General features: G+C 71.0%; 20 protein-coding genes and 1 pseudogene. 20 read left to right on the plus strand and 1 reads right to left on the minus strand.

Going from position 1 to position 22,254, the window contains the following annotated elements; genetic code table 11:
• Nucleotides 1–129 precede the first annotated feature (129 nt).
• From AB0C16_RS22725 to AB0C16_RS22805, 17 genes are all read left to right on the plus strand, one after another.
• A complete protein-coding gene (locus AB0C16_RS22725; protein ID WP_357685885.1) occupies nt 130–465 on the plus strand; it encodes an STAS domain-containing protein in 336 nt (111 codons plus the stop codon).
• Nucleotides 466–537: 72 nt separating this feature from the next.
• Complete coding sequence (hisI, locus tag AB0C16_RS22730; RefSeq protein WP_357685886.1) at nt 538–888, plus strand: phosphoribosyl-AMP cyclohydrolase; 351 nt, start codon at nt 538–540, stop codon at nt 886–888.
• Entirely contained in the window at nt 885–1,499 is a 615-nt protein-coding gene (locus tag AB0C16_RS22735) for a Trp biosynthesis-associated membrane protein (RefSeq protein ID WP_357685887.1), read from the plus strand. Before hisI ends, AB0C16_RS22735 begins: the two co-directional genes overlap by 4 nt.
• A 144-nt stretch (nt 1,500–1,643) precedes the next feature.
• Nucleotides 1,644–2,435 carry a DUF4190 domain-containing protein gene (locus AB0C16_RS22740; RefSeq protein ID WP_357685888.1) on the plus strand — a complete coding sequence of 264 codons (792 nt, stop codon included), beginning with the start codon at nt 1,644–1,646 and terminating at the stop codon, nt 2,433–2,435.
• 169 nt (nt 2,436–2,604) lie between these two features.
• The gene (locus tag AB0C16_RS22745) at nt 2,605–3,054 is read left to right on the plus strand and encodes a CD225/dispanin family protein (RefSeq protein ID WP_357685889.1); all 450 of its coding nucleotides are present in this window, start codon (nt 2,605–2,607) and stop codon (nt 3,052–3,054) included.
• Nucleotides 3,054–3,485: a DUF2752 domain-containing protein gene (locus AB0C16_RS22750; protein ID WP_357685890.1), complete on the plus strand. Its 432-nt coding sequence runs from the start codon at nt 3,054–3,056 to the stop codon at nt 3,483–3,485. The genes AB0C16_RS22745 and AB0C16_RS22750 overlap by 1 nt, the downstream gene beginning before the upstream one ends.
• 119 nt (nt 3,486–3,604) lie before the next feature.
• The gene (gene trpC, locus AB0C16_RS22755) at nt 3,605–4,444 is read left to right on the plus strand and encodes an indole-3-glycerol phosphate synthase TrpC (protein WP_357685891.1); all 840 of its coding nucleotides are present in this window, start codon (nt 3,605–3,607) and stop codon (nt 4,442–4,444) included.
• 38 nt (nt 4,445–4,482) lie between these two features.
• Entirely contained in the window at nt 4,483–5,688 is a 1,206-nt protein-coding gene (trpB, locus tag AB0C16_RS22760) for a tryptophan synthase subunit beta (RefSeq protein ID WP_357685908.1), read from the plus strand.
• A 148-nt stretch (nt 5,689–5,836) separates the two neighbouring features.
• A complete protein-coding gene (gene trpA, locus AB0C16_RS22765; protein ID WP_357685892.1) occupies nt 5,837–6,637 on the plus strand; it encodes a tryptophan synthase subunit alpha in 801 nt (266 codons plus the stop codon).
• Nucleotides 6,638–7,356: 719 nt separating this feature from the next.
• Nucleotides 7,357–7,776, plus strand: a complete 420-nt coding sequence (locus tag AB0C16_RS22770) for a hypothetical protein (protein WP_357685893.1) — start codon at nt 7,357–7,359, stop codon at nt 7,774–7,776.
• Nucleotides 7,777–7,888: 112 nt separating this feature from the next.
• Nucleotides 7,889–8,080, plus strand: a complete 192-nt coding sequence (locus AB0C16_RS22775) for a hypothetical protein (protein WP_357685894.1) — start codon at nt 7,889–7,891, stop codon at nt 8,078–8,080.
• Between the two features lie 944 nt (nt 8,081–9,024).
• A complete protein-coding gene (locus AB0C16_RS22780) occupies nt 9,025–9,555 on the plus strand; it encodes a MauE/DoxX family redox-associated membrane protein (RefSeq protein WP_357685895.1) in 531 nt (176 codons plus the stop codon).
• Entirely contained in the window at nt 9,555–10,307 is a 753-nt protein-coding gene (locus AB0C16_RS22785; RefSeq protein ID WP_357685896.1) for a thioredoxin domain-containing protein, read from the plus strand. The genes AB0C16_RS22780 and AB0C16_RS22785 overlap by 1 nt, the downstream gene beginning before the upstream one ends.
• A 26-nt stretch (nt 10,308–10,333) precedes the next feature.
• The gene (lgt, locus tag AB0C16_RS22790) at nt 10,334–11,446 is read left to right on the plus strand and encodes a prolipoprotein diacylglyceryl transferase (RefSeq protein WP_357685897.1); all 1,113 of its coding nucleotides are present in this window, start codon (nt 10,334–10,336) and stop codon (nt 11,444–11,446) included.
• A complete protein-coding gene (locus AB0C16_RS22795; RefSeq protein WP_357685898.1) occupies nt 11,443–12,147 on the plus strand; it encodes a VIT1/CCC1 transporter family protein in 705 nt (234 codons plus the stop codon). The genes lgt and AB0C16_RS22795 overlap by 4 nt, the downstream gene beginning before the upstream one ends.
• Nucleotides 12,144–12,986 carry a hypothetical protein gene (locus tag AB0C16_RS22800; RefSeq protein ID WP_357685899.1) on the plus strand — a complete coding sequence of 281 codons (843 nt, stop codon included), beginning with the start codon at nt 12,144–12,146 and terminating at the stop codon, nt 12,984–12,986. The genes AB0C16_RS22795 and AB0C16_RS22800 overlap by 4 nt, the downstream gene beginning before the upstream one ends.
• Complete coding sequence (locus tag AB0C16_RS22805) at nt 12,986–13,582, plus strand: hypothetical protein (RefSeq protein ID WP_357685900.1); 597 nt, start codon at nt 12,986–12,988, stop codon at nt 13,580–13,582. Before AB0C16_RS22800 ends, AB0C16_RS22805 begins: the two co-directional genes overlap by 1 nt.
• A gap of 10 nt (nt 13,583–13,592) precedes the next feature.
• Here AB0C16_RS22805 and AB0C16_RS22810 read toward each other — a convergent pair whose 3' ends face one another.
• Nucleotides 13,593–15,122, minus strand: a complete 1,530-nt coding sequence (locus tag AB0C16_RS22810; RefSeq protein WP_357685901.1) for a bis-aminopropyl spermidine synthase family protein — start codon at nt 15,120–15,122, stop codon at nt 13,593–13,595.
• Nucleotides 15,123–15,347: 225 nt separating this feature from the next.
• Between AB0C16_RS22810 and gltB the strand changes: the two genes are divergently transcribed.
• The 3 genes and pseudogenes from gltB to AB0C16_RS22825 form a co-directional block, all read left to right on the plus strand.
• A complete protein-coding gene (gltB, locus tag AB0C16_RS22815; protein WP_357685902.1) occupies nt 15,348–19,859 on the plus strand; it encodes a glutamate synthase large subunit in 4,512 nt (1,503 codons plus the stop codon).
• 120 nt (nt 19,860–19,979) lie between these two features.
• Nucleotides 19,980–21,458: a glutamate synthase subunit beta gene (locus AB0C16_RS22820; RefSeq protein ID WP_357685903.1), complete on the plus strand. Its 1,479-nt coding sequence runs from the start codon at nt 19,980–19,982 to the stop codon at nt 21,456–21,458.
• Nucleotides 21,459–21,764: 306 nt separating this feature from the next.
• Nucleotides 21,765–22,254 (plus strand): annotated as a pseudogene (locus AB0C16_RS22825) (hypothetical protein); the annotation flags it as partial.

The following is a 22,254-nucleotide window of genomic DNA, read 5'->3' on the forward strand; positions in this document are numbered from 1 at the left end:
CCGGTGGCACAGAAGGTACTCCGCGCGATGCCGTGACGTACCGCGTTCTCGGCGGAACCCACCGTGATGGGGTCTCGTCCGGTGTACCTTTTCGGACGGGGCCCAGGCAGGTCGTCGAGGGAGCAAGACGTGGATGTGCTGGAGATGACGCGGCACCGGCACGGCGAGTCGATAGTCGTCAGCCTCGCGGGCGAGGTGGACGTCGACAACGCCGCCAAGGTGCGCGAGTGCCTCGACGAAGCGGCCGAGTCACCCGGCTCGCGGCTGGTCGTCGACCTGAGCAACCTGACGTTCATCGACACGACAGGGCTCGGCGTGCTGGTGCGGCTGCTCGACAGCCTGCGCGAGCGCGACGGCACCCTGTCCCTCGTCGCACCTGACGGCCAGGTGCTCAGGCGGCTGCGCAGGACCAACCTGGCGCCGCTCTTCCCGATCTTCGACACGCTCTCCCAGGCGCTCGACTAGCGCCACCTCCCCCCGTCGCTCACGCCGGCGGCCGGTGCGCGAAGCGGTCGCCGCGGCTGGTTGAATGACGGCATGTCCCTTGATCCCAAGGTCGCCGCGCTGTTGAAGCGCAACGGCGACGGGCTGGTGCCCGCGATCGTCCAGCAGTACGACACGGGTGAGGTGCTCATGCTCGCCTGGATGGACGACCAGGCGCTGCACCGCACGCTCACCACCGGCAGGGCGACCTACTGGTCGCGCAGCCGGGGCGAATACTGGGTGAAGGGCGACACGTCCGGGCACGTGCAGCACGTCAAGTCCGCCGCCCTCGACTGCGACGGCGACACGGTGCTCCTCAAGGTCGACCAGGTGGGCGCGGCCTGCCACACGGGCGACCGCACCTGCTTCGACGCGACCCCGCTGGAGGTGTCGGCAGCGTCATGAACCTGCCCGCCCCCTCGCCTTCCCCCGGCGACGCCGCCACCGCCCCGTCGCGGCGGCGCGAGCTGTGGGCGTGGGTGGCCCTGACGGCGCTGGGCTGCGTGCTGGTGCTGTTCGCGGCGAGCCGCGCCTGGGTGACCGACGTACGCGTCGTGGGAGCACCGGCGGGCGGCGGCGACGTGGTCACGCCGACCGGAGGAGACCTCGGCCCCGTGCTGACCCCGGTGGCGCTGGCCGGGCTCGCCGGCGTGGTGGCCGCGCTGGCCGCCAAGGGCGCCGGGCGCGCCGTGATCGGCGTGCTGATCGCGGTGTGCGGGCTCGCGGCCGGCCTCGGCACCTGGCTGGCGGCCGGGTCCGCCGCGCCGCTGAGCTGGCTGCGGGAGCACAACGTCCTGCACGGCACGGGCTCGCTGGAATGGGACCCCGTGGTGCTGTGGCCCGTGGTGTCCGGGGCCGGCGCGGCGCTGATGGTCGCGGGCGGAGTCGTGGCCGTCCTGCGCGGACGCGGATGGGCCGGCATGTCCGACCGCTACGAGCGGGCCGGCGAACGCGCCCCGGTGGCCGACGACCGCGCCCTGTGGGACGCCCTCGACCGCGGCGACGACCCCACCTGAGTCGCCCGGCCCGCGCCTTCGCGGTCGCGCGCAGTCGCGCTCCGGTCACGAATTCTCGTCGGTCTGAACCTCTGCCTCTCCGGCCCGCGTTTAGTCAATAGGCTGCCGGTGCACAGCGGCACGATCATCTGAGGAGCCAAGGGCATGAGTTACGGGGACCAGGGGGGAAGCGGCGGTTACGGCTCGCAGCCACCCGGCGGGGGATACGGCCAAGGCGGTGACGGCTACGGCCAGCAGCCCGGCTACGGTCAGCAACCGTCGGGCGGCTACGGGGAGCAGCCCGGCTACGGTCAGCAACCGTCGGGCGGCTACGGGGAGCAGCCCGGCTACGGTCAGCAGCCGTCGGGCGGCTACGGGGAGCAGCCCGGCTACGGTCAGCAGCCGTCGGGCGGCTACGGGGAGCAGCCGGGCAGCGGCGGTTATGGCCAGCAGCCGCCGAGCGGCGGTGGCTACGGGTACGGTCAGCAGCCCCCGAGCGGTGGTGGCGGTTACGGTCAGCAGCCCCCAAGTGGTGGCGGCTACGGGTACGGTCAGCAGCCGCCGGGGGGTTACGGGGAGCAGCCGGGCAGCGGCGGCTACGGGCAGCAGGCCTATGGGCAGGGATACGGGCCGCAGGGCTACAGCCAGCCCGGTTACGGACAGTACGGTCACCCGGCCCCCGCCAGGTCGACCAACGGTCTGGCGGTCACCTCGCTGGTGCTCGGCGTCATCGGCCTGGTCTTCTGCGGCCTGACCAGCATCCCGGGCGCCATCGTCGGCCACATCGCGCTCAACCGCATCAAGCGGACCGGCGAGGACGGTCAAGGGATGGCGATGGGCGGCTTGGTCACCTCCTACATTACGATCGTCCTCTGGCTGATCCTCTGGGTCTTCTTCGGCGGTATGTGGCTCGCGCTCATCGGGTTCAGCACGGCAGCCACATCAAGCGGATTCTGAGCGGAGAGCGATCGGCCGGAAGCCCGGCGGTGAGGGGCCCGGGCGGACATGGCTGCGGTCGGATCACAAATTGTCCCCAAAATGGGGTGTTATTCCATGTCGATGGTGGTTTGTCGCTAGGCTGCCGCGCGCAACTCGCCAGAGAATGACCACATGAGGAGTCATTAACATGAGCTACGGAAACCAGGGCGACGGCGGCTACGGATCCCAGCCGCCCGGCGGTGGCTACGGCCAGCAGCCACCCAGCGGCGGCGGTTACGGCCAGCAGCCGCCGAGCGGCGGCGGTTACGGTCAGCAGCCGCCGAGCGGCGGCGGCTACGGCCAGCCGGGCGGTTACGGCGCCCCGCAGACCCCGCCGGACAACCACTTGGTCGCGGCCATCCTCACGACGCTGTTCTGCTGTCTTCCCTTCGGCATCGTGTCGATCGTCAAGTCGTCGCAGGTCAACTCCAAGTGGGCCATGGGCGACTACCAGGGCGCCGTGCAGGCGTCCGAAGAGGCCAAGACCTGGTGGAAGCGCGCGCTGATCTTCGGCCTCATCGCCGAGGTCATCATCATCGTGGGGTACATCCTGCTCTTCGTGTTCGTCGCGGCGAACGCCCCGAGCTACACGTACTGATGGACATCGCGAAGCTCGAGCGGCGCGGCACGGACCGGCTCCGGTCCGTGCTCGCGCCGCTCGGCGTCGCCGCCGCGACGGGCGCGGTCTTCGCGGTCGTCGGCGCCATCGACCCCAACGAGCCGGGCAACTACCCGACCTGCCCCTTCCTCTGGGTCACCGGCCTCTACTGCCCCGGCTGCGGCACCCTACGCACCATCCACGCGCTGGCCCACCTCGATCCCGTGGCCGCGCTGGGGCTCAACCCGCTCGCCATGGTGATGATCCCCTTCCTGGTGTTCTGGTGGGGTCGCTGGCTCGTGCGCGGCTGGCAGGGGAGGCCCCGGAAAACGACTCTGGCCCATCCCGCCTGGCTGTGGGTGTTCCTCGGAGTCGTACTCGTTTATTGGGTAGTCCGAAATCTCCCCTTTGGGGCATTCTTGGCGCCGTAGCTGGGGCCCTGTGGCTAGGTAACGGCGGCGAGGCCGATACCATCGCAAGACAGGCCGGGAGCGGACGCGACGCGAACTCTCTGCCGCCCCCTACTGTCGACCGGAGGGATCCCAAGCGCGTGAGTGAGCGGACCGAAGGACCCAGTGTCCTCGACGACATCCTCGACGGGGTGCGCGCCGACCTCGCCGCACGCCGGCAGGACGTGTCGCTTGACGAGCTCAAGCAGCGGGCCGGCCGGGCTCCCGCCCCCCGGGACGCGCTCGCCGCGCTGGGTGGCGACAGGATCTCGGTGATCGCCGAGGTGAAGCGCTCCAGCCCGTCCAAGGGCGCGCTCGCCGCGATCGCCGACCCGGCGGCGCTGGCCGCCGACTACGAGGCCGGCGGCGCCCACGTGATCAGCGTGCTGACCGAGCAGCGCAAGTTCGGCGGCAGCCTCGACGACCTGGCCTCGGTGCGTGCCCGCGTCGACATCCCGATCCTGCGCAAGGACTTCATCCTCACCTCCTACCAACTGTGGGAGGCCAGGGCCCACGGCGCCGACCTGGCGCTGCTGATGGTCGTCTGCCTGGAGCAGGAGGCGCTGGTGTCGCTGATCGAGCGGGCCGAGTCCATCGGGCTCACCCCGCTGGTCGAGGTGCACACCGAGGACGAGCTCCAGCGGGCCGTCGCGGCGGGCGCCAAGGTCATCGGCATCAACGCGCGCAACCTGAAGACGCTCGAAGTCGACCGCGACGTCTTCGCCAAGCTGGCGCCGAAGATCCCGGATAATGTGATCAAGATCGCGGAGTCGGGCGTGCGGGGGCCGCATGACCTGCTCGCCTACGCCAGGGCCGGCGCCGACGCCGTCCTGGTGGGGGAGAGCCTGGTCACCGGCAAGGACCCACGCAAGGCGGTGGAGGCGCTGGTGACCGCCGGCGCCCACCCGGCGACGCGCCCCGACCACGGAGCAGAGGGATAGCAGTGGCAAACGACGGCTTGATCCTTACGGCTGCCGACCTGGCAGGCAACGGCGTCCACGGTGACGACCCCGACGCGCGCGGCAAGTTCGGCGTCTTCGGCGGCCGATACGTGCCGGAAGCGCTCATCCCGGCGCTCGACGAGGTCGCCGCGGTCTACGCCAAGGCCAAGACCGACGTCGACTTCCTGCGCGAGTACGACCACCTGCTGCGCACGTACGCGGGCAGGCCGACCACGCTGACCGACGTGCCGCGCTTCAGCGAGCAGGCCGGCGGCGCGCGGGTCATCCTCAAGCGCGAGGACCTCACGCACACCGGCGCCCACAAGATCAACAACGTGATCGGGCAGGCGCTGCTGACCAAGCGCCTCGGCAAGAAGCGGGTGATCGCCGAGACCGGCGCCGGCCAGCACGGCGTGGCCACCGCCACCGCGGCGGCGCTGCTCGGCCTCGAGTGCGTCATCTACATGGGCGCCGTCGACTGCGAGCGCCAGGCCCTCAACGTGGCCAGGATGAAGCTGCTCGGCGCCACCGTGGTGCCGGTGCACAACGGCTCCAAGACCCTCAAGGACGCCATCAACGAGGCGTTCCGCGACTGGGTGACCAACGTCGACACCACCCACTACCTGTTCGGCACCGTCGCCGGTCCCCACCCGTTCCCCGAGATCGTCCGCGACTTCGCGCGCATCATCGGCGTCGAGGCCCGCCGCCAGATGCTGGAGCTGACCGGCAGGCTGCCCGACGCGATCTGCGCCGCGGTCGGCGGCGGCAGCAACGCGATCGGCATCTTCCACGCCTTCCTCGGCGACGAGGGCGTCCGGCTGCACGGCTACGAGGCGGCCGGCCATGGCCTCGCCAGCGGCGAGCACGCGCTCACGCTGACCGCCGGCTCGATCGGCGTGCTGCACGGCTCGCGCACCTACGTGCTGCAGGACGACGAGGGTCAGACGATCGAGTCCCACTCGATCTCGGCCGGGCTCGACTACCCGGGCGTCGGCCCCGAGCACGCCTGGCTCAAGGACAGCGGCCGTGCCACCTACCACGGGGTCACCGACGACCAGGCGATGGCCGCCTTCTCGCTGCTGGCCCGGACCGAAGGCATCATCCCGGCCATCGAGTCCGCTCACGCCCTGGCCGGCGCGCTCGAGCTGGGCCGCGAGCTGGGTCCGGAGGCGACCATCCTGGTCAACCTGTCCGGGCGCGGCGACAAGGACATGGGCACGGCGATGAAGTACTTCAACCTCTGACGGCCTGCCGGGCGAGCACGACACGGCGCTCGCGCCGAGCGCCTTCCCGCCGCACCCGAGCCGGGGCATCCTGGGAGAGGTACGACGGGCGATGGCACCATGGCTAGAACGGCGGCGAAACGGCCTCGACCACTGAGAACGGACGATCATGACTACTCTTCAGACGGTGTTCGCCAAGGCGAAGGCGGACAACCGGGCCGCGCTCGTCGGCTACCTGCCTGCCGGCTTCCCGTCCAAGGACGGCGCGATCGCGGCCGCCGCAGCCCTGGTCGAGGCGGGCTGCGACGTCATCGAGATCGGCCTGCCCTACTCCGACCCGCTGATGGACGGGCCGACCATCCAGGACGCGGTGCACCGCTCACTGACCAACGGCACCCGCATCGCCGACGTCATGCGCACGGTCGAAGGCGTGGCCGCCACGGGCGCGGCGACACTCGTCATGACCTACTGGAACCCCATCGACCGCTACGGCGCCGAGCGGTTCGCGCGTGACCTGGCCAGCGCCGGCGGGGTCGGCACGATCACGCCTGACCTGACGCCCGAAGAGGCCGGGCCGTGGCGCGAGGCGTCGGCGGCGGCCGGCATCGACACCGTCTTCCTGGTGGCGCCCAGTTCGACCGAGCCCCGCATCCAGGCGGTCGTCGAGTGCTGCACCGGCTTCGTCTACGCGGCCTCCCTCATGGGCGTCACGGGCGCCAGGGAGACCGTCAACGTCGCCGCCGAAGACCTGGTCAAGCGCACCCGCGCGCACACCGACCTGCCCGTCTGCGTCGGGCTCGGCGTGGGCACCGGCGCCCAGGCGGCCGAGGTGGCCTCCTACGCCGACGGCGTGATCGTCGGGTCCGCGTTCATCCGGCGCATGCTCGACGCCCCCGACGAGGCCGCTGGGCTCGCCTCGATCGGCGAGCTGGCCCGCGAAATGGCCCAGGGCGTCCGCACCCGCGCCTGACCCGGGCCCGCGCCTGACCCGCGTCCGCACCCGCGCCTGACCCGGGCCCGCGCCTGACCCGGGCCCGCGCCTGACCCGCGTCCGCACCCTGGACCCGCGCGCTCGATCCGCGCCCGCGCCCTGTGTCGGGGCTGCGGAGGCGGGTGTCGGCTCTGGGCCGCAGAGGTGGGTGCGGCTCTGGCCGCGGAGGCGGGTGGGCGTTCCGGCCGACCGCGATTGCCCGGGGTCTGGTGCTTTTGGCCTTCGGCCTTGTTTCGGGCGCGGGGGTAACTGGCACGGTCTTAAGTCGGCCGGAACGCCCACCCGTCTCCGCTTTTACGGCGCCCGGCCGTCCTGGCTTGACCGCCGCAGAACGGGCTGGGGTCCGTCGCCTTCCTTCTCGCCGATGCTGACGCGCCCGTTTCCGCCCTTTGGCCCTGGTCGCCGTAGCTGAAGCCCGAGCTTTCCGGCACAGTGCGGGCTGGGCACGAAGTGGTGGCCGGCGCGGCCGGTATCACCGCCACCACCTGGACCGACTCTGGCGGGCGTTCTCCGCAGGTTCGATCTTGAGCGCGTGTTCCGGATGTGGAAACAGAGCCTCGGCTGGACCACCCCCAAGGTCCGCGACCCGCAGGCCGTTCGCGGGACCTGGCTGATCATCATCGGCTACGCCCAGCTTCGCCTCGCCCTAACCCTCGATCAGCGCCTTCCGTTGGAAACGGCTCACTCCCTGCCCGCGTTTGCCGGGGGTTTCGGCAACCTCCGCCCACACCTGCCACTGCGCCAAGGACCCGCACAACGCCGCGTGGTGCGGGCCCTGGTGGTACCGGACGACCGACGGCGAGCGCCACCCGCTCACCGGAGTGGCCCGGACGACGGAGCCGGTCGCGGTCAGCGGTGACAGCTGCCGCCTCGCCTACATCAGGGCCAAGGGCGCTCGGCTCGTCATTCGCGACCTCGACGGCCGGACGCGGGTCTCGCGGGCCAAGGCGTGGCCGTCGACGACGGAGCTCGATGTCACCCGCGTGACGATGTCGTATGACGGCTCCCTCGTGGCGGTGAACTGCTGCTGGTCCGGCTTCACCGAACACCCGGCGAGGGTGTACGACGCCGCCATCGGCGCCCTGCTGGGCAAGGTGTCGGGGGTGTCGGTGCCATGAGGACGCCCTGAGCTTCAGCGGCGACGGTGACCAGATCCTCGTCAGCGCGGACGACGACAAGTCCGGCACGCTCAGCGTCCACGATCTGAACGGCAAGCGGACGGCCGGCGTCGTGCCGCCTCGGCTCATCGGTGACACCGCGGCCACCGGCGCGCTGAACGCCGACGGGCACACCGTGGCCGAGCTCGGGTTCAAGCTGGTGCGGGTGAAGGTCTACGGCATCGATGTCGCCGCCGGATCGGTGCGCCTTCGGCGTTCCTGCACCATCGGCGGAACCAGTGATGGGGCGGTGAGCGGCCTATGACGCTGGCCACCAGCCCGCACTGTGCCGGAAAGCTCGGGCTTCAGCTACGGCGAGCGGATATCCCGCACGGGCACAGGAGCTTCAGCGTCGGCGGCGAGCATGAACCCGATGATCAACCCGTACTGCGGTGGGTGGACAGGGCGGCGGGGCGGCGTAAAAGCGGAGGCGGGTGGGCGTTCCGGCCGACTTAAGACCGTGCCAGTTACCCCCGCGCCCGGAACAAGGCCGAAGGCCAAATGCACCAGAGCCCAGGCAATCGCGGTCGGCCGGAACGCCCACCCGCCTCCGCGGCACCCACGGAGCCATCCTGCCTCCGTGATGCCCAACGCTGCTTTCCGCGGCACGACAGGGAGCCATCCTGCCTCCGTGATGCCCAACGCTGCGCGGCAATCCAGCCTCCGTAATGCCCAGTACTTTCCGTGGCATCCAACAGCTTTGCGGTGCCCGGCAGCATGAACACTGGAGCGCGGGACTTGAATGTTTGTGTCAAATGTCGGCAAATGGCTGTACCGATGGTCCAAAGTTGGCGACTAGCGGGGCGGCTTCAGGTGTGAACGCATATCCGAGAGGACGGCGTCGCCCTCGTGGCCACCATCGTGCCGACCGTGGCCCGGCGTACGGCTCCGAGTCGGACCCGGCGCCCATGCCGGGTTGCGTGCGGACGTTGACGCGGCCGACGCCCGGGCCGGCGACCCGGACTGGGGCGGCGCGAGCAACGGGCCGGGGCAACGGCACAAGGGCGTGCGTCCGCCAGAGGGCTCCGGGCGGCGACCGCGCCGGCCGGCTCCGTTGCGGGTAGGCGCGACGATCGGCGGTTTCCGGACATAGGCCCACCCGGTACGGTGAACAGGAGCGAAATCCGTCTTAGCCCATGCTTATCCGCAGCGTGATCGGATGGCTCCGGGTACTGTGCGCATCTCGGCGCAGAGACAAGGAGAAGGCCCGTGACCGCGTCGCAATCGTCGCACAACGTGCGAGCAGCGATACCCTGGGTGACGACCGTCGCCCGGCTCGTTCTGGGCGTGGTGCTGATAGCGGCCGGATGGCTCAAGATCGGCAACCCGTCCGACTCCGTCGTGGCGGTCAAGGCATACCGGTTGCTGCCCGACTCGATCGCCACGACGGTGGGCTACGGCCTGCCGATCCTGGAGGTCGTGGTCGGCGTTCTGCTGGTCGTCGGCCTGTTGACCCGGGTGGCCGGGGTGATCGCCACGCTGCTCATGCTGGCGTTCGTCTTCGGCATCGCCTGGGCGTGGGCCAACGGCCTGCGGATCGACTGCGGCTGCTTCGGCGGCGGAGGCGAGCTCGCGGCCGGACAGGAGCCGAGCTATCTGCTCGATCTCGTCCGCGACTTCGGCCTGGTGCTGTTGGGTGCCTGGACCGTGCGTTTCCCGCCTGGGCGCTTCGCGCTCGACTCGGCGCTCGGCCTGGCCGGCGGGGAACGCGTACTTGATCTTGGAGAGGAGACTGCCTGATGGGCAAGGGCGACCGCCAGAAATCGGCGCGCGAGAAGATCAGGGAGCAGCAGGCAGCCGATCGCAAGCGGGAGCAGCGCAAGCGCCTCACGACCTACGTGACCGTGGGCGTGGTGGCGCTGGCGGCGGTCGGGGCCGGCTGGTTGTACGCCGCCACCCGGTCACAGTCGGAGGAGTCGGGCGGAGCGTTGGCGCCGATCACCGTGCAGGCCGACGGCGGCGTGGTGATGGCCCGGCAGGGTGTCACCAAACCCGTCATCGACATCTACGAGGACTTCCAGTGTCCCGCCTGTAAGCAGTTGGAGGAGGTGAGCGGGCAGACCTTCAGGAACCTCGCGGCCGAGGGCAAGGCCAAGGTGGTCTACCACCCCATCACGATCTTCAGCCAGGACCCGACGCGGTCCAACTCGATCCGCGCGGGCGCCGCGTCCCGTTGCGTCAGCGACGGCAGGCAGTGGTCGGCCTACCACGACATCCTGTTCAAGAACCAGCCCAGCGAGACCGCCGAGGGGTTCAAGCTCGAAGACCTGGTGGCGTGGGGCAAGGACGTGGGGGTGACCGCGCCCGACTTCGAGAGCTGCGTCACCGGCCAGAAATACGCGCAGGCCCAGGCCGCCTACAGCGAGAAGATCACCAAGGAGCAGAAGATCGAGGGCACACCGACCGTCAAGCTCGACGGCCGCGCTCTGGACAACTCCGTCGTGTTCGCGCCACAGGAACTGCGCGATCAGGTCACGGGGGCGGCCAAGTAGCCCAGCGTCCGCTACCCTCACCTGACATGCCCCTTGCCTCGATTCCCAGCCCTTCCGAGGGGGTCTGGTATCTCGGATTCGTTCCGATCCGGGCCTATGCCCTGTGCATCGTCCTCGGAGTCGTCGTCGCCGTCTGGCTGAGCGAGCGCCGTTGGCGCGCTCGCGGCGGCCAGGCGGGCACGGTCATCGACATCGCCGTGCCCGCGGTGATCTTCGGCCTCATCGGCGGCCGCCTCTACCACGTCATCACCGACTGGCAGACCTACTTCGGCGACCGCGCGATCAAGAAGCCCTACCAGGCGCTGTTCATCTGGGAAGGCGGGCTCGGCATCTGGGGCGCGATCGCGCTCGGTGCCGTGGGCGTGTGGCTGGCCTGCCGCCGCCGGGGCCTGTCCCTCAGCGCCATGGCCGACACCGTCGCGCCGGGCATCGCGTTCGCGCAGGCGATCGGTCGCTGGGGCAACTGGTTCAACCAGGAGCTGTACGGCTCGCCCACCACGCTGCCGTGGGGGCTGGAGATCGACCAGGCTCACGGCGGCGAGCCCGGAGTGCTCTACCACCCGACCTTCCTGTACGAGTCGATCTGGGATCTGGCGCTGGGCTTCGCGCTGATCCTCGTGGGCAGGCGGTTCGCGCTGCACCACGGGCGGCTGTTCGCCGTCTACGTGGCCGGCTACACGCTGGGCCGGTTCTGGATCGAGGGGCTGCGGATCGACCCGGTGGGCGGGGTCGACCACGCGGTGCTCTTCCTGGGGCTGCGGATCAACCAGTGGACCTCGATCGTCCTGTTCGTCGGCGCACTGGTCTATCTCTGGGTCACCCGCGACAAGGACACCGAGGAGATCGTGGTGTCGCCGGGCGGCCAGGACGCCGATCCCGCCCACCAGGCCGGGCAGGCCGATCTGGCCGACGGGTCCGGCGACTCCGGCGAGGGTGACGAGCCCGGCCCGGCGGGGGAGCCGGAGGACCCACCCGCCGCCGGCGGCCCCCCGTCCAAGAGCACCGGAGACGCCAAGGGATCCGCCGGTTCTCCGGACGCCACCGGTTCCGCTGATTCCGACGGTCCCGCCGGCGGCGGTTCCGAAGATGAGGGCGCGAGCGTGAAGCAAGCCGTGCCGGAGGAGAAGAACGCGCGATGAGCCAGCGCGCGGAGAGTCACCACCAGCATCGCGACGTGACCGGCGGCTGGCTGCGGCCGTCGGTGTTCGGCGCGATGGACGGCCTGGTGTCCAACTTCGCGCTCATCGCCGGCGTCGCGGGCGGCACCGCCAACACCAAGGTCATCGCCCTGGCCGGCGTCGCCGGGCTGGCGGCGGGCGCGTTCTCCATGGCGGGCGGCGAGTTCGTCTCGGTGGCCAGCCAGCGCGAGCTCGCCCTGGCGGAGATCGCCGTCGAGCGGCGTGAGCTCGAGCGCAACCCCGAGGACGAGCGGGCCGAGCTGGCCCGGGATCTCGTCGACAAGGGCGTCCAGCCCGAGCTCGCGGGCCGGGTGGCCGAGCAGATCTCGCGCGACCCCGAGCAGGCCCTGGAGGTCCACACCCGCAACGAGCTGGGCATCGACCCGCACGACCTGCCCTCGCCGAGGCTGGCGGCGGTCTGGTCGTTCCTGTCGTTCTCCGTGGGGGCGATCCTGCCGCTCCTGCCCTACCTGTTCGGCGTCACGAGCCTGTGGCTGTCGGCGATCGTCTCCTGCGTGGCGTTGTTCGGCGCGGGGGCGCTCGTGTCGGCGGTGACGGCGCGCACCTGGTGGTACTCCGGCCTGCGCCAGCTGGTCGTCGGCGCGCTCGCGGCCGCGCTCACCTACGGGCTGGGCAGCCTGATCGGGGCGTCGGGGCTGTGAGCGGCCCGAGACAGGCCCAGCGCACCGGCCAGAAACCGCCCGCGCGCAAGCGGCGCCGCACTCCGCGCTCCGACTGGCAGCTGCCGCTGCTCACCGACTGGGGAGTGCCGCCCGAGCGGCAGAAACTCCTGGTCGTCATCACCTCGGTGGTGGGCGTCATCGCCGTGGCGTTCGGGTTCGTCGCGTTCGCGGCCTCGCTCGGCGAGTACGTTCCCGAGCGGCGGGCCAGCGCGGCCATGTTCGGCACCGACGTGGTGATCCCGGAGGTCTACCACGGCTGGCCGTCGCCCAAGCTGTTCGACCCGATCACCGACCGGGCCAAGGACGGCAAGCCGCTCACCCAGAAGGAGGTGTTCGGCCAGAAGACGCTCACCGGCGAGAAGAGGCTCACGCTCAAGCTCGTCGCGCGCAAGCTCGACACCGACTGCGCCGCCGCCCTCTGGGGCCAGGAGCTGCTCGACGCGGTGGCCGACGCCGAGTGCAGCCAGGCGGCGCGCGGCGTCTACACCAGCGCCGACGGCCGCTACGTCGGCCAGTACACCCTGCTCAACCTCCGCGACGGCCAGGCCGCGAACGCACTCGTCGAGACGCTGAAGACCGGTTACCGGGGCGGCTGGACCCGCCTGCTGGAAAGCGGCCAGGTGTCCTTCCCCTCGGGCGGTCACACCGAGGGCGGCGGCTACGCGCTGGGCCACTATGTGGGGCTGGTCTGGATCGGCAGGGCCGACGGCGCGGAGCCCACGGCCAAGGACGACTACGTGTCGCTGGCGCTGACCCTCCGGGGCGCCGAGAAGGCCGTCTACCGGCGGGTCGTCACGATCACGGGGCCGAGGGCCTGATGCGGCGCCGCCTCGCCATCGTGCTGGCCGCCACCGCCGGGCTCGGCGTGGCGGCCGCCGGCGCCTGGCTGCTCCTGGGCCACGACCAGCCCCGGCCGGCCGTCTTCAGGGCGGAGCCCACGTCGGCCCTCTACGCGGTCATCGACTCCCGCCAGGCGGACGCCGCGCCGCTGACCCTGGACGAGGTCTTCACGCCCGCCACCCGGACGCTGGGCCCGCTCAACCGGGTGTCGGCCGAGCAGCTCGCCGACTGCGACGAGGCGCTGTGGGGCGCCGCGGCCTCGGGCTGCACGCAGGCGTTGCGGGCCACCTACACGGGCCCTTCGGGGGCCGGCCAGTTCGTCATCTTCAACCTGCCCGACGGCCGCTCCGCCGACGCCCTGGTGGCCGCGCTCGCCAAGGACGGCTTCGTACGCCAGGCCGTCTCCTTCGACCCGAAGCACAGCCGGGCGGCGGTGCGCGCGCTGGGCCACTACGTCACGGTCAGCTGGGCCGGGGCCGGCGGGCCGCAGGCCGGCACGGAGCTGGTCACGTCTCTCATCGCCCTCGACCGGCTGGGCCACGTGGTGCAGTCGCGGGTGCTGGCCGCCGGCTGACGCGCGGGCGTCAGGTCGTGCCCGACAGGGCGGCGACCGTCGTGGCGACCTCGGCACGGAGGCCGGCCAGGCGGTGCAGCGGCGCCTCCAGCGGGGTGAGCGCCTCCGACCAGGGGGCCACCTGGCGGATCAGGGCGCGGGCTTCGTTCTTGGTGAGCGTGGTGCCCTGGCCGCGGGCCACCGCGATGAGGCCCTCGCGCCAGGTGTTGGCCAGCTTGCCGTGGCCGTTGTCGAGGATCCGGCGCAGCACCAGGTCGGCGTCGCCCTCGGGCCGCGGAAGGCGTACGGCGTCGAGACCGCCCTCGACGGGCGTGCACGTGTAGACGGCGGACAGCACCTCGGGCAGCGGGGGCAGGTCGGCCGGCAGCACCCGCACGTGACGAGCCCGGGTGGCGAGCAGGAGGCGCGGAAGGGCGGCCTCCAGGCCGGCGGGGATGGCGATGGCCACCCGGGCCGGCGCGGTCGCGTGGGGTTTGGCCAGCCATGTCGAGAGTTTTACCCGCGGCTGGGTGAGCTCCTTGGGCCACTCGCCGACCAGCAGGTCGGTGTCCACGGCCGCAGACGGGAGGGGAGCCGGGGCCGACTCGACCGACTGGGGCCCCTGGGTATAGATGGCGGTGGACAGGCGGTCGAGACGGGCGGCTACGGCGGGACGGGTCTTGCCGGTGGGGCACAGGAGGTAGAGGTCGGCCGCGGAGCCGATGGCCTCGGCCCCGAAGTAGCGGTTGAAGTCGGGATAGATGGCCTCGTAGACGAGGTTGAGGTCGGCCAGCGAGCTCTGCACTTTCAGGGCCAGTGCGGGGGTGCGCTCGCTGGCGCCGTAGGCCAGCGCGACGCGCCCGCCGGGCTTGAGGCCCTCGATCGCGCGGGCGACGAACAGGCCCACCCCCTCGGGGGTGTAGGGCGGGTCGGTGATCGCCAGGTCGTGGTCGGCGGCCGACGGCGGCAGGCCGAGCCGCAGGTCGGCCCAGCGGGTGCGGACGCCCAGGCCCTGCTCGTCGATGTAGGCCAGGATGCGCTCGTCGATGTCGACGACAGTGACGTCGGCCTCGGGGTGGACCAGTTTGACGGCCAGGGACGTCAGGTCGTGGTCGCCGACGCACAGCAGGCGGGAGCCCGGCAGCCAGAACCGGGCGCCGAGCAGCAGGGCCCTGCGCAGCACGGTCTCGGGCGTCGCCGCGACGTGGTCGAGGACGTGACGACCGCGCGGGGCCTTGGCGACCAGCTCCTCGAGGCGCTCCAGCACGTGGCGGTAGTGGGGGACGAGGTGGGCCACCGGATCCTCCGGCGGCGGGGCCATGGCCAGCAGGTGCTGGTAGCCGGGCGTGTGGGTGAGCGGCACCCGGAACCGGTCTCCGGACCGCTCCAGCTCCACCTCGCGCAGCAGGGCTTCGATCGTCCGCCGTGAGGTGGCCGTCTCGCGCACCAGATCGGCCAGGGCCCACCACTGACCGTCGCAGAGGAGTGTCAGCGCGTGCCTGAGCCGCCTGCTGTCGGCGCCGGCCTCGACGAGCAGGTGTTCGACGCCTCCTGGCTCCATGGAACCAACCCTATCGGGAGGAAGGCCGGGGAATTCCGGTCACATATCCCGGCGTTTGGAACATATAGGGCCGAATGTCGGGATGGCGGCAAGGTTCGCAATACGGACGTGGTGGGCACCATTCCGACAGGGTGATGTACCCTCTACCCACAACACGCAGCAGGGCCAACGTCGTCCCCGCCTGTAGAGCAGTCTCAGACAGACGATGACGACGGGAGGGATTCAATGCCTGCTGCCCACCTCGGGTTCCCCGAGCCTCAGGGCCTCTATCACCCCGCCAACGAGCATGATGCCTGCGGTGTGGCCATGGTCGCCGACGTCGCGGGCCGCCGGGGGCACGGGATCGTGGCGAAGGCCCTGACGGCGCTGCTCAACCTGGATCATCGGGGGGCCAAGGGTAGCGAGCCGGACACCGGAGACGGAGCCGGGATCCTCACGCAGATCCCCGACACGCTGCTGCGCACGAGCGTGGACTTCCCGCTGCCGGAGGCCGGACGCTATGCCGCGGGCATGGCCTTCCTGCCGATCGACGACGAGGCCCGCCGCATCGGCATCGAGATGATCGAGGAGATCGCCGCCGAAGAGGGCCTGCGGGTGCTGGGCTGGCGCGAGGTGCCGGTCGACCGCGCCCTGCCGGGGCCGAGCGCCCGGGCCGTCATGCCGCACTTCATGCAGCTGTTCGTGGCCGGTCCCGGTGACGAGTCGGGGCCGGAGCTCGACCGGCTGGCGTTCTGCCTGCGCAAGCGGGCCGAGCACGAGGTGGACGTCTACTTCCCCTCGCTCAGCTCCCGGACCATCGTCTACAAGGGGATGCTCACCCCCGAGCAGGTCGAGCCGTTCTTCCCCGACCTGTCCGACGAGCGCTACGAGACCGCGATCGCGCTGGTGCACTCGCGCTTCTCGACCAACACGTTCCCGAGCTGGCCGCTGGCCCATCCCTACCGTTACATCGCGCACAACGGCGAGATCAACACGGTCAAGGGCAACCGCAACTGGATGCGGGCCCGTGAGGCGATGCTGGAGTCGGCCCACATCCCGGGCGATTTGTCACGACTTTTCCCCATCTGTGACCCGGATGCGAGCGACACCGCCTCCTTCGACGAGGTCCTGGAGCTGCTCCACATCGGCGGCCGGAGCCTGCCGCACGCCGTGCTCATGATGATCCCCGAGGCGTGGGAGAACCACACCGAGATGGACCCCGCCCGGCGGGCCTTCTACGAGTTCCACTCCTCGATGATGGAGGCCTGGGACGGACCCGCCTCGATCACGTTCACCGACGGCACCCTGGCCGGAGCCGTCCTCGACCGCAACGGCCTGCGCCCCGGCCGCTTCTGGGTCACCGCCGACGGCCTGGTCGTGCTGGCCTCCGAGGCCGGCGTGCTCGACTTCCAGCCCGGTGACGTGGTCCGCAAGGGCCGCCTGCAGCCCGGCCGGATGTTCCTCATCGACACCGCCCGCGGCAAGATCATCGAGGACGACGAGATCAAGGCCGAGCTCGCCGCCGCCCAGCCGTACGAGGACTGGTTGCACGCCGGGCTGGTGCGCTTCGAGGAGCTGCCCGCGCGGCAGCGGGAGGTGCCCACCCACGAGGCGCTCGTCAGGCGCCAGCAGACCTTCGGTTACACCGAGGAGGAGCTGCGCGTCATCCTGTCGCCGATGGCCAGGACCGGCGTCGAGCCGATCGGCTCCATGGGCACCGACACGCCCGTAGCGGTGCTGAGCGAGAAGCCGAGGCTTCTGTTCGACTACTTCACGCAGCTGTTCGCGCAGGTCACGAACCCGCCGCTGGACGCCATCCGTGAAGAGCTGGTGACCTCGCTGGCCAGCGTGATCGGGCCCGAGGGCAACCTGCTCGACCCGGGGCCCACGTCCTGCCGCCAGCTCGTCCTGCCGTACCCGGTGATCGACAACGACGAGCTCGCCAAGATCATCCACATCAACGACGAGCACGACCTGCCCGGATTCCACCCGCATGTGGTCTCCGGCCTCTACCAGGTGTCCGGCGGCGGCGAGGCGCTGCTGCACCGCCTGGAGGAGATCCGCGCCGAGGTGTCCCAGGCGATCGCCGACGGCGCGCGGATCATCGTGCTGTCCGACCGCGGCTCCTCCGCCGCGCTCGCGCCCATCCCGTCGCTGCTGCTCACGGGCGCCGTGCACCACCACCTGATCCAGGAGAAGACCCGCACCAAGATCGGCCTCGTCATCGAGACCGGCGAGGCGCGCGAGTGCCACCACATGGCGCTGCTCATCGGCTACGGCGCGGGCGCGGTCAACCCCTACCTCGCGATCGAGACCGTCGAGGACCTGGTCGACACCGGTGTCCTGCAGGTCGACGACAAGCACAAGGCGGTGCGCAACCTGATCAAGGCGTACGGCAAGGGCGTCATCAAGGTCATGTCGAAGATGGGCGTGTCGACCGTCGCCTCCTACACCGGCGCGCAGATCTTCGAGGCGCTGGGCCTGAGCCAGGAGGTCATCGACGCCTGCTTCACCGGCACCACCTCGCGGCTCGGCGGCGTCGGCTTCGACGTGCTGGCCCGCGAGACCGCCGAGCGGCACCGCCACGCCTACCCGCGGGCGGCCAACGCCCACCGCAAGCTCCAGGTCGGCGGCGAATACCAGTGGCGGCGCGAGGGCGAGCCGCACCTGTTCAACCCCGAGACCGTCTTCAAGCTGCAGCACGCCACCAGGACCCGCCGCTACGAGATCTTCAAGGAATACACCGAGCAGGTCGACTCCCAGGCCGAGCGGCTGATGACGCTGCGCGGGCTGTTCACGTTCAAGCAGGGCAGGACGCCGGTCCCGATCGAGGAGGTCGAGCCGGTCTCCGAGATCGTCAAGCGCTTCTCCACCGGGGCGATGTCGTACGGCTCGATCTCGATGGAGGCGCACGAGACGCTCGCCATCGCGATGAACCGGCTCGGCGGCAAGTCCAACACCGGGGAGGGGGGCGAGGACCCCGAGCGCCTCTACGACGAGACCCGGCGCAGCGCCATCAAGCAGGTGGCCTCCGGCCGGTTCGGCGTCACCAGCGAATACCTGGTCAACGCCGCCGACCTGCAGATCAAGATGGCCCAGGGCGCCAAGCCCGGCGAGGGCGGCCAGCTGCCCGGCCACAAGGTCTACCCGTGGATCGCCAAGACCCGGCACTCCACGCCCGGCGTCGGCCTCATCTCGCCGCCGCCGCACCACGACATCTACTCGATCGAGGACCTGGCCCAGCTCATCCACGATCTGAAGAACGCCAACCCCGACTCGCGCGTGCACGTCAAGCTCGTGGCCGAGGTCGGCGTCGGCACGGTCGCGGCGGGCGTGTCCAAGGCGCACGCCGACGTGGTGCTCATCTCCGGGCACGACGGCGGCACCGGCGCCTCGCCGCTCACCTCGCTCAAGCACGCGGGCGCGCCGTGGGAGCTCGGCCTGGCCGAGACGCAGCAGACGCTGCTGCTCAACGGACTGCGCGACCGCATCGTGGTGCAGGTCGACGGCCAGCTCAAGACCGGGCGCGACGTGGTCATCGCGGCGCTGCTCGGCGCCGAGGAGTACGGCTTCGCCACGGCTCCGCTGGTGGTGTCGGGCTGCGTCATGATGCGCGTCTGCCACCTCGACACCTGCCCGGTGGGCGTCGCCACGCAGAACCCCGAGCTGCGCAAGCGCTTCACCGGCAAGCCCGAGTTCGTGGTCAACTTCTTCGAGTTCATCGCCGAGGAGATCCGCGAATACCTCGCCGAGCTGGGCTTCCGCTCGCTCGACGAGGCCATCGGGCACGTCGAGCTGCTCGACGTGTCGGCCGCCGAGAACCACTGGAAGGCCAGTGGCCTCGACCTGTCGCCGATCCTGCATCTGCCGGAGCTGCCGGCGGGCACGCCGCTGCACCGCACGGTCGAGCAGGACCACGGTCTGCGGCACGCGCTCGACAACACGCTGATCCAGCTCGCCGAGGGCGCCCTCAACCAGGGCACCCCGGTCACCCTGGAGCTGCCCATCCGCAACGTGAACCGCACGGTCGGCACCATGCTCGGCCACCAGGTCACCAAGCGCTACGGCGGCGCGGGCCTGCCGGACAACACGATCGACCTCGGGTTCACCGGCTCGGCCGGCAACTCGTTCGGGGCGTTCATCCCGCGCGGCATCACCCTGCGGCTCACCGGCGACGCGAACGACTACCTGGGCAAGGGCCTGTCGGGCGGGCGCATCACGGTCCGTCCGTACGACGAGGCCCCGCTGGACGGCCAGATCATCGCCGGGAACGTCGCCCTCTACGGGGCGACGTCCGGCGAGGTGTTCATCCGCGGCGTCGTCGGCGAGCGGTTCTGCGTGCGCAACTCCGGCGCCACCGCGGTCGTCGAGGGCGTCGGCGACCACGGCTGCGAGTACATGACCGGCGGCAAGACCGTGGTGCTCGGCCCGACCGGCCGCAACTTCGCGGCGGGCATGTCCGGCGGCATCGCCTACCTGCTCGACCTCAGGCCCGAACGCGTCAACCGCGAGATGGTCGCCATCGAGGAGCCCACCGAGCAGGACGGCGAGTTCCTGCGTGAGACGGTCGAGAAGCACTTCGCCGAGACCGGCTCGCCGGTGGCCAAGGAGTTGCTCGCCGACTGGCACGCCGCGCTCGGCCGGTTCGGCAAGATCATGCCGACCGACTACCAGCGGGTCCTGCGGGCCGCCGAGGCGGCCCGCCTCGAAGGCCGCGACATCGACGAGGCCGTCATGGCGGCCGCGGTCCAGTCATGACGCGCCGTGACGAGCCGCGCCGCGGCCCGCGCCGGGCGTCCTCAGCGGCAAGGGCGGCTTCTGCGGCAAGGGCGGCTTCAGTGACACGAACCATCTTCAGCGACAAGGGAGGCGTATCCGATGGCTGATCCCAAGGGTTTTCTCACGCACGACCGGGAGCTGCCCGCGCGCCGCCCCGTGGACGTCCGCATCGGCGACTGGCGCGAGGTCTACCAGGACTTCCCGCCGGACAAGCTGACCAAGCAGGCGGCCCGCTGCATGGACTGCGGCATCCCCTTCTGCCACAACGGCTGCCCGCTCGGAAACCTCATCCCCGAGTGGAACGACCTCGTCCACCGCGCCGACTGGCGTGAGGCGATCGAGCGGCTGCACGCCACGAACAACTTCCCGGAGTTCACCGGCAGGCTCTGCCCGGCTCCGTGCGAGGCGGCCTGCGTGCTCGGCATCAACTCCGATCCGGTGACGATCAAGCGGGTCGAGGTGGAGATCATCGACCGCGCGTTCGCCGAGGGCTGGGTCGTCCCGCAGCCGCCCTCCCGCAAGAGCGGCAAGCGCGTCGCCGTCGTCGGCTCCGGCCCCGCCGGGCTCGCCGCCGCGCAGCAGCTCACCAGGGCCGGTCACGACGTGGTGGTGTTCGAGCGCGCCGACCGCGTCGGCGGCCTGCTGCGCTACGGCATCCCCGAGTTCAAGATGGAGAAGCGGCACATCGACCGCCGGCTGGCCCAGATGCGGGCCGAGGGCACCGAGTTCCGCACCGGCGTCAACGCCGGCATCGACCTCACGGCCGCCGAGCTGCGCGAGCGGTTCGACGCCGTGGTGCTGGCCGGCGGCGCCACCCGGTGGCGTGACCTGCCGGTGCCCGGACGTGACCTCGGCGGCATCCACCAGGCGATGGAGTACCTCCCGCTGTCCAACAAAGTGCAGGAGGGCGACCTGCGCGAGTCGCCGATCTCGGCCAAGGGCAAGCACGTGGTGGTGATCGGCGGTGGCGACACCGGCGCCGACTGCATCGGCACGGCCATCCGGCAGGGCGCCGCGTCGGTCACCCAGCTGGAGATCATGCCCCAGCCGCCCGCCTCCCGGCCCGGTGGCCAGCCGTGGCCGACGTACCCCATCCTGTTCAAGACGGAGAGCGCGCACGAGGAGCTGGAGGACGCGGGCGGCCGGCGGGTGTATGCGGTCTCGACCGTGGAGTTCGTCGGCGACGCGTCCGGGAAGGTCCGCGCGCTGCGCCTGGTCGACGTCGAGGGCCCGCAGAACGGCTTCAGGCCCGTCCCCGGCACCGAGCGGGAGATCCCGGCGGAGCTGGTGACGCTGTCGATGGGTTTCCTCGGTCCCGAGAAGGGTCCCTTGCTGGAGGACCTGGCGGAGGTGGCCGGCGACGGCTTCTACGACGCCCGGGGCAACGTCTCACGCGACAAGACGTACATGTCCAAGGTCGAGGGGGTCTTCACGGCCGGTGACATGGGCCGCGGCCAGTCGCTGATCGTCTGGGCCATCGCCGAGGGCCGCGCCGCCGCCTCCGGCGTCGACCGCTACCTGACCGGCGAGACGGCCCTGCCGTACCCGATCCCGCCGACCGCGCGACCGCTCGTCTGACGAGCCGCCGCGAGCGCCCGCCTGGATTCTCTCCGGGCGGGCGTTCCGTGTACGGGCAGGGTGATCGTCCTGGTGCAGCCCCTGACGCCGGCGCGGGTCGTTGAACCAGACCGGTTCGCTCGGCCCGGCGCCGCGGGGCCCTCGGAAGGCTTGACCCTATCCTTGTTACATTCCTGATGATCTACGTCAATGTCAGCATTCTGTCAGCTCTGCCATAAATTGACAGGAACCGAACCACTCGGTTGCATCACCCGATGACTGTCGGGAAGATGCGCTTTTTTGTGATTGGCAAGGAATGGGGGAAGAATGCGGCGCGTCGTTACCTGCCTCGCAGCCGTGGCCACAGCGGCCTCGCTGGCCGGCTGCGGATCCACCGGCACCCCCGCCGGGTCGGCCGCCACCCGGACCGCCGCCTCGACCGGCACCCCCAGCGGCACCCCCACCGGCCAATCGGCCGGCACGCCGAACGGTGAGTACCTCGTCTTTTACGCCAACGGCAGGCAGGCCGACGCGCTCGCGGCCGTGAAACGCGCGGGCGGCGAGACCGTCGGCGCCGACGCCAGGCTCGGCTACGTCACGGCCCGCGGCGCGGGCGACTCCTTCGTGCACGCCCTCGGCTCCGACCGGGCCATCGTCGGCGTGTCCCCCGACCGGCGCATCGGCTTCGGCGGGGAGGCACCCGCCGCCCTCCGGCGTCGCACGGACGCCCGGCCGCGGATTCTCCGGTGGCCGCGCTCGTCCCGCCTCTGCCGCCAAACGTGCGACACGTGTCTAGCCATATGCGTAACATATGGCT

Origin of the sequence: Nonomuraea sp. NPDC048916, assembly GCF_040649575.1 — a bacterium.
GTDB lineage: Bacteria > Actinomycetota > Actinomycetes > Streptosporangiales > Streptosporangiaceae > Nonomuraea.

What these genes read in the sequence shown, in the direction of transcription:
- hisI (WP_357685886.1), top strand. Translation starts at nt 538, where the DNA reads ATGTCCCTTGATCCCAAGGTCGCCGCGCTGTTGAAGCGCAACGGCGAC.
- AB0C16_RS22735 (WP_357685887.1), top strand. Translation starts at nt 885, where the DNA reads ATGAACCTGCCCGCCCCCTCGCCTTCCCCCGGCGACGCCGCCACCGCC.
- AB0C16_RS22740 (WP_357685888.1), top strand. Translation starts at nt 1,644, where the DNA reads ATGAGTTACGGGGACCAGGGGGGAAGCGGCGGTTACGGCTCGCAGCCA.
- AB0C16_RS22745 (WP_357685889.1), top strand. Translation starts at nt 2,605, where the DNA reads ATGAGCTACGGAAACCAGGGCGACGGCGGCTACGGATCCCAGCCGCCC.
- AB0C16_RS22750 (WP_357685890.1), top strand. Translation starts at nt 3,054, where the DNA reads ATGGACATCGCGAAGCTCGAGCGGCGCGGCACGGACCGGCTCCGGTCC.
- trpA (WP_357685892.1), top strand. Translation starts at nt 5,837, where the DNA reads ATGACTACTCTTCAGACGGTGTTCGCCAAGGCGAAGGCGGACAACCGG.
- AB0C16_RS22785 (WP_357685896.1), top strand. Translation starts at nt 9,555, where the DNA reads ATGGGCAAGGGCGACCGCCAGAAATCGGCGCGCGAGAAGATCAGGGAG.
- lgt (WP_357685897.1), top strand. Translation starts at nt 10,334, where the DNA reads ATGCCCCTTGCCTCGATTCCCAGCCCTTCCGAGGGGGTCTGGTATCTC.
- AB0C16_RS22795 (WP_357685898.1), top strand. Translation starts at nt 11,443, where the DNA reads ATGAGCCAGCGCGCGGAGAGTCACCACCAGCATCGCGACGTGACCGGC.
- AB0C16_RS22805 (WP_357685900.1), top strand. Translation starts at nt 12,986, where the DNA reads ATGCGGCGCCGCCTCGCCATCGTGCTGGCCGCCACCGCCGGGCTCGGC.
- AB0C16_RS22810 (WP_357685901.1), bottom strand. Translation starts at nt 15,122, where the DNA reads ATGGAGCCAGGAGGCGTCGAACACCTGCTCGTCGAGGCCGGCGCCGAC.
- gltB (WP_357685902.1), top strand. Translation starts at nt 15,348, where the DNA reads ATGCCTGCTGCCCACCTCGGGTTCCCCGAGCCTCAGGGCCTCTATCAC.
- AB0C16_RS22820 (WP_357685903.1), top strand. Translation starts at nt 19,980, where the DNA reads ATGGCTGATCCCAAGGGTTTTCTCACGCACGACCGGGAGCTGCCCGCG.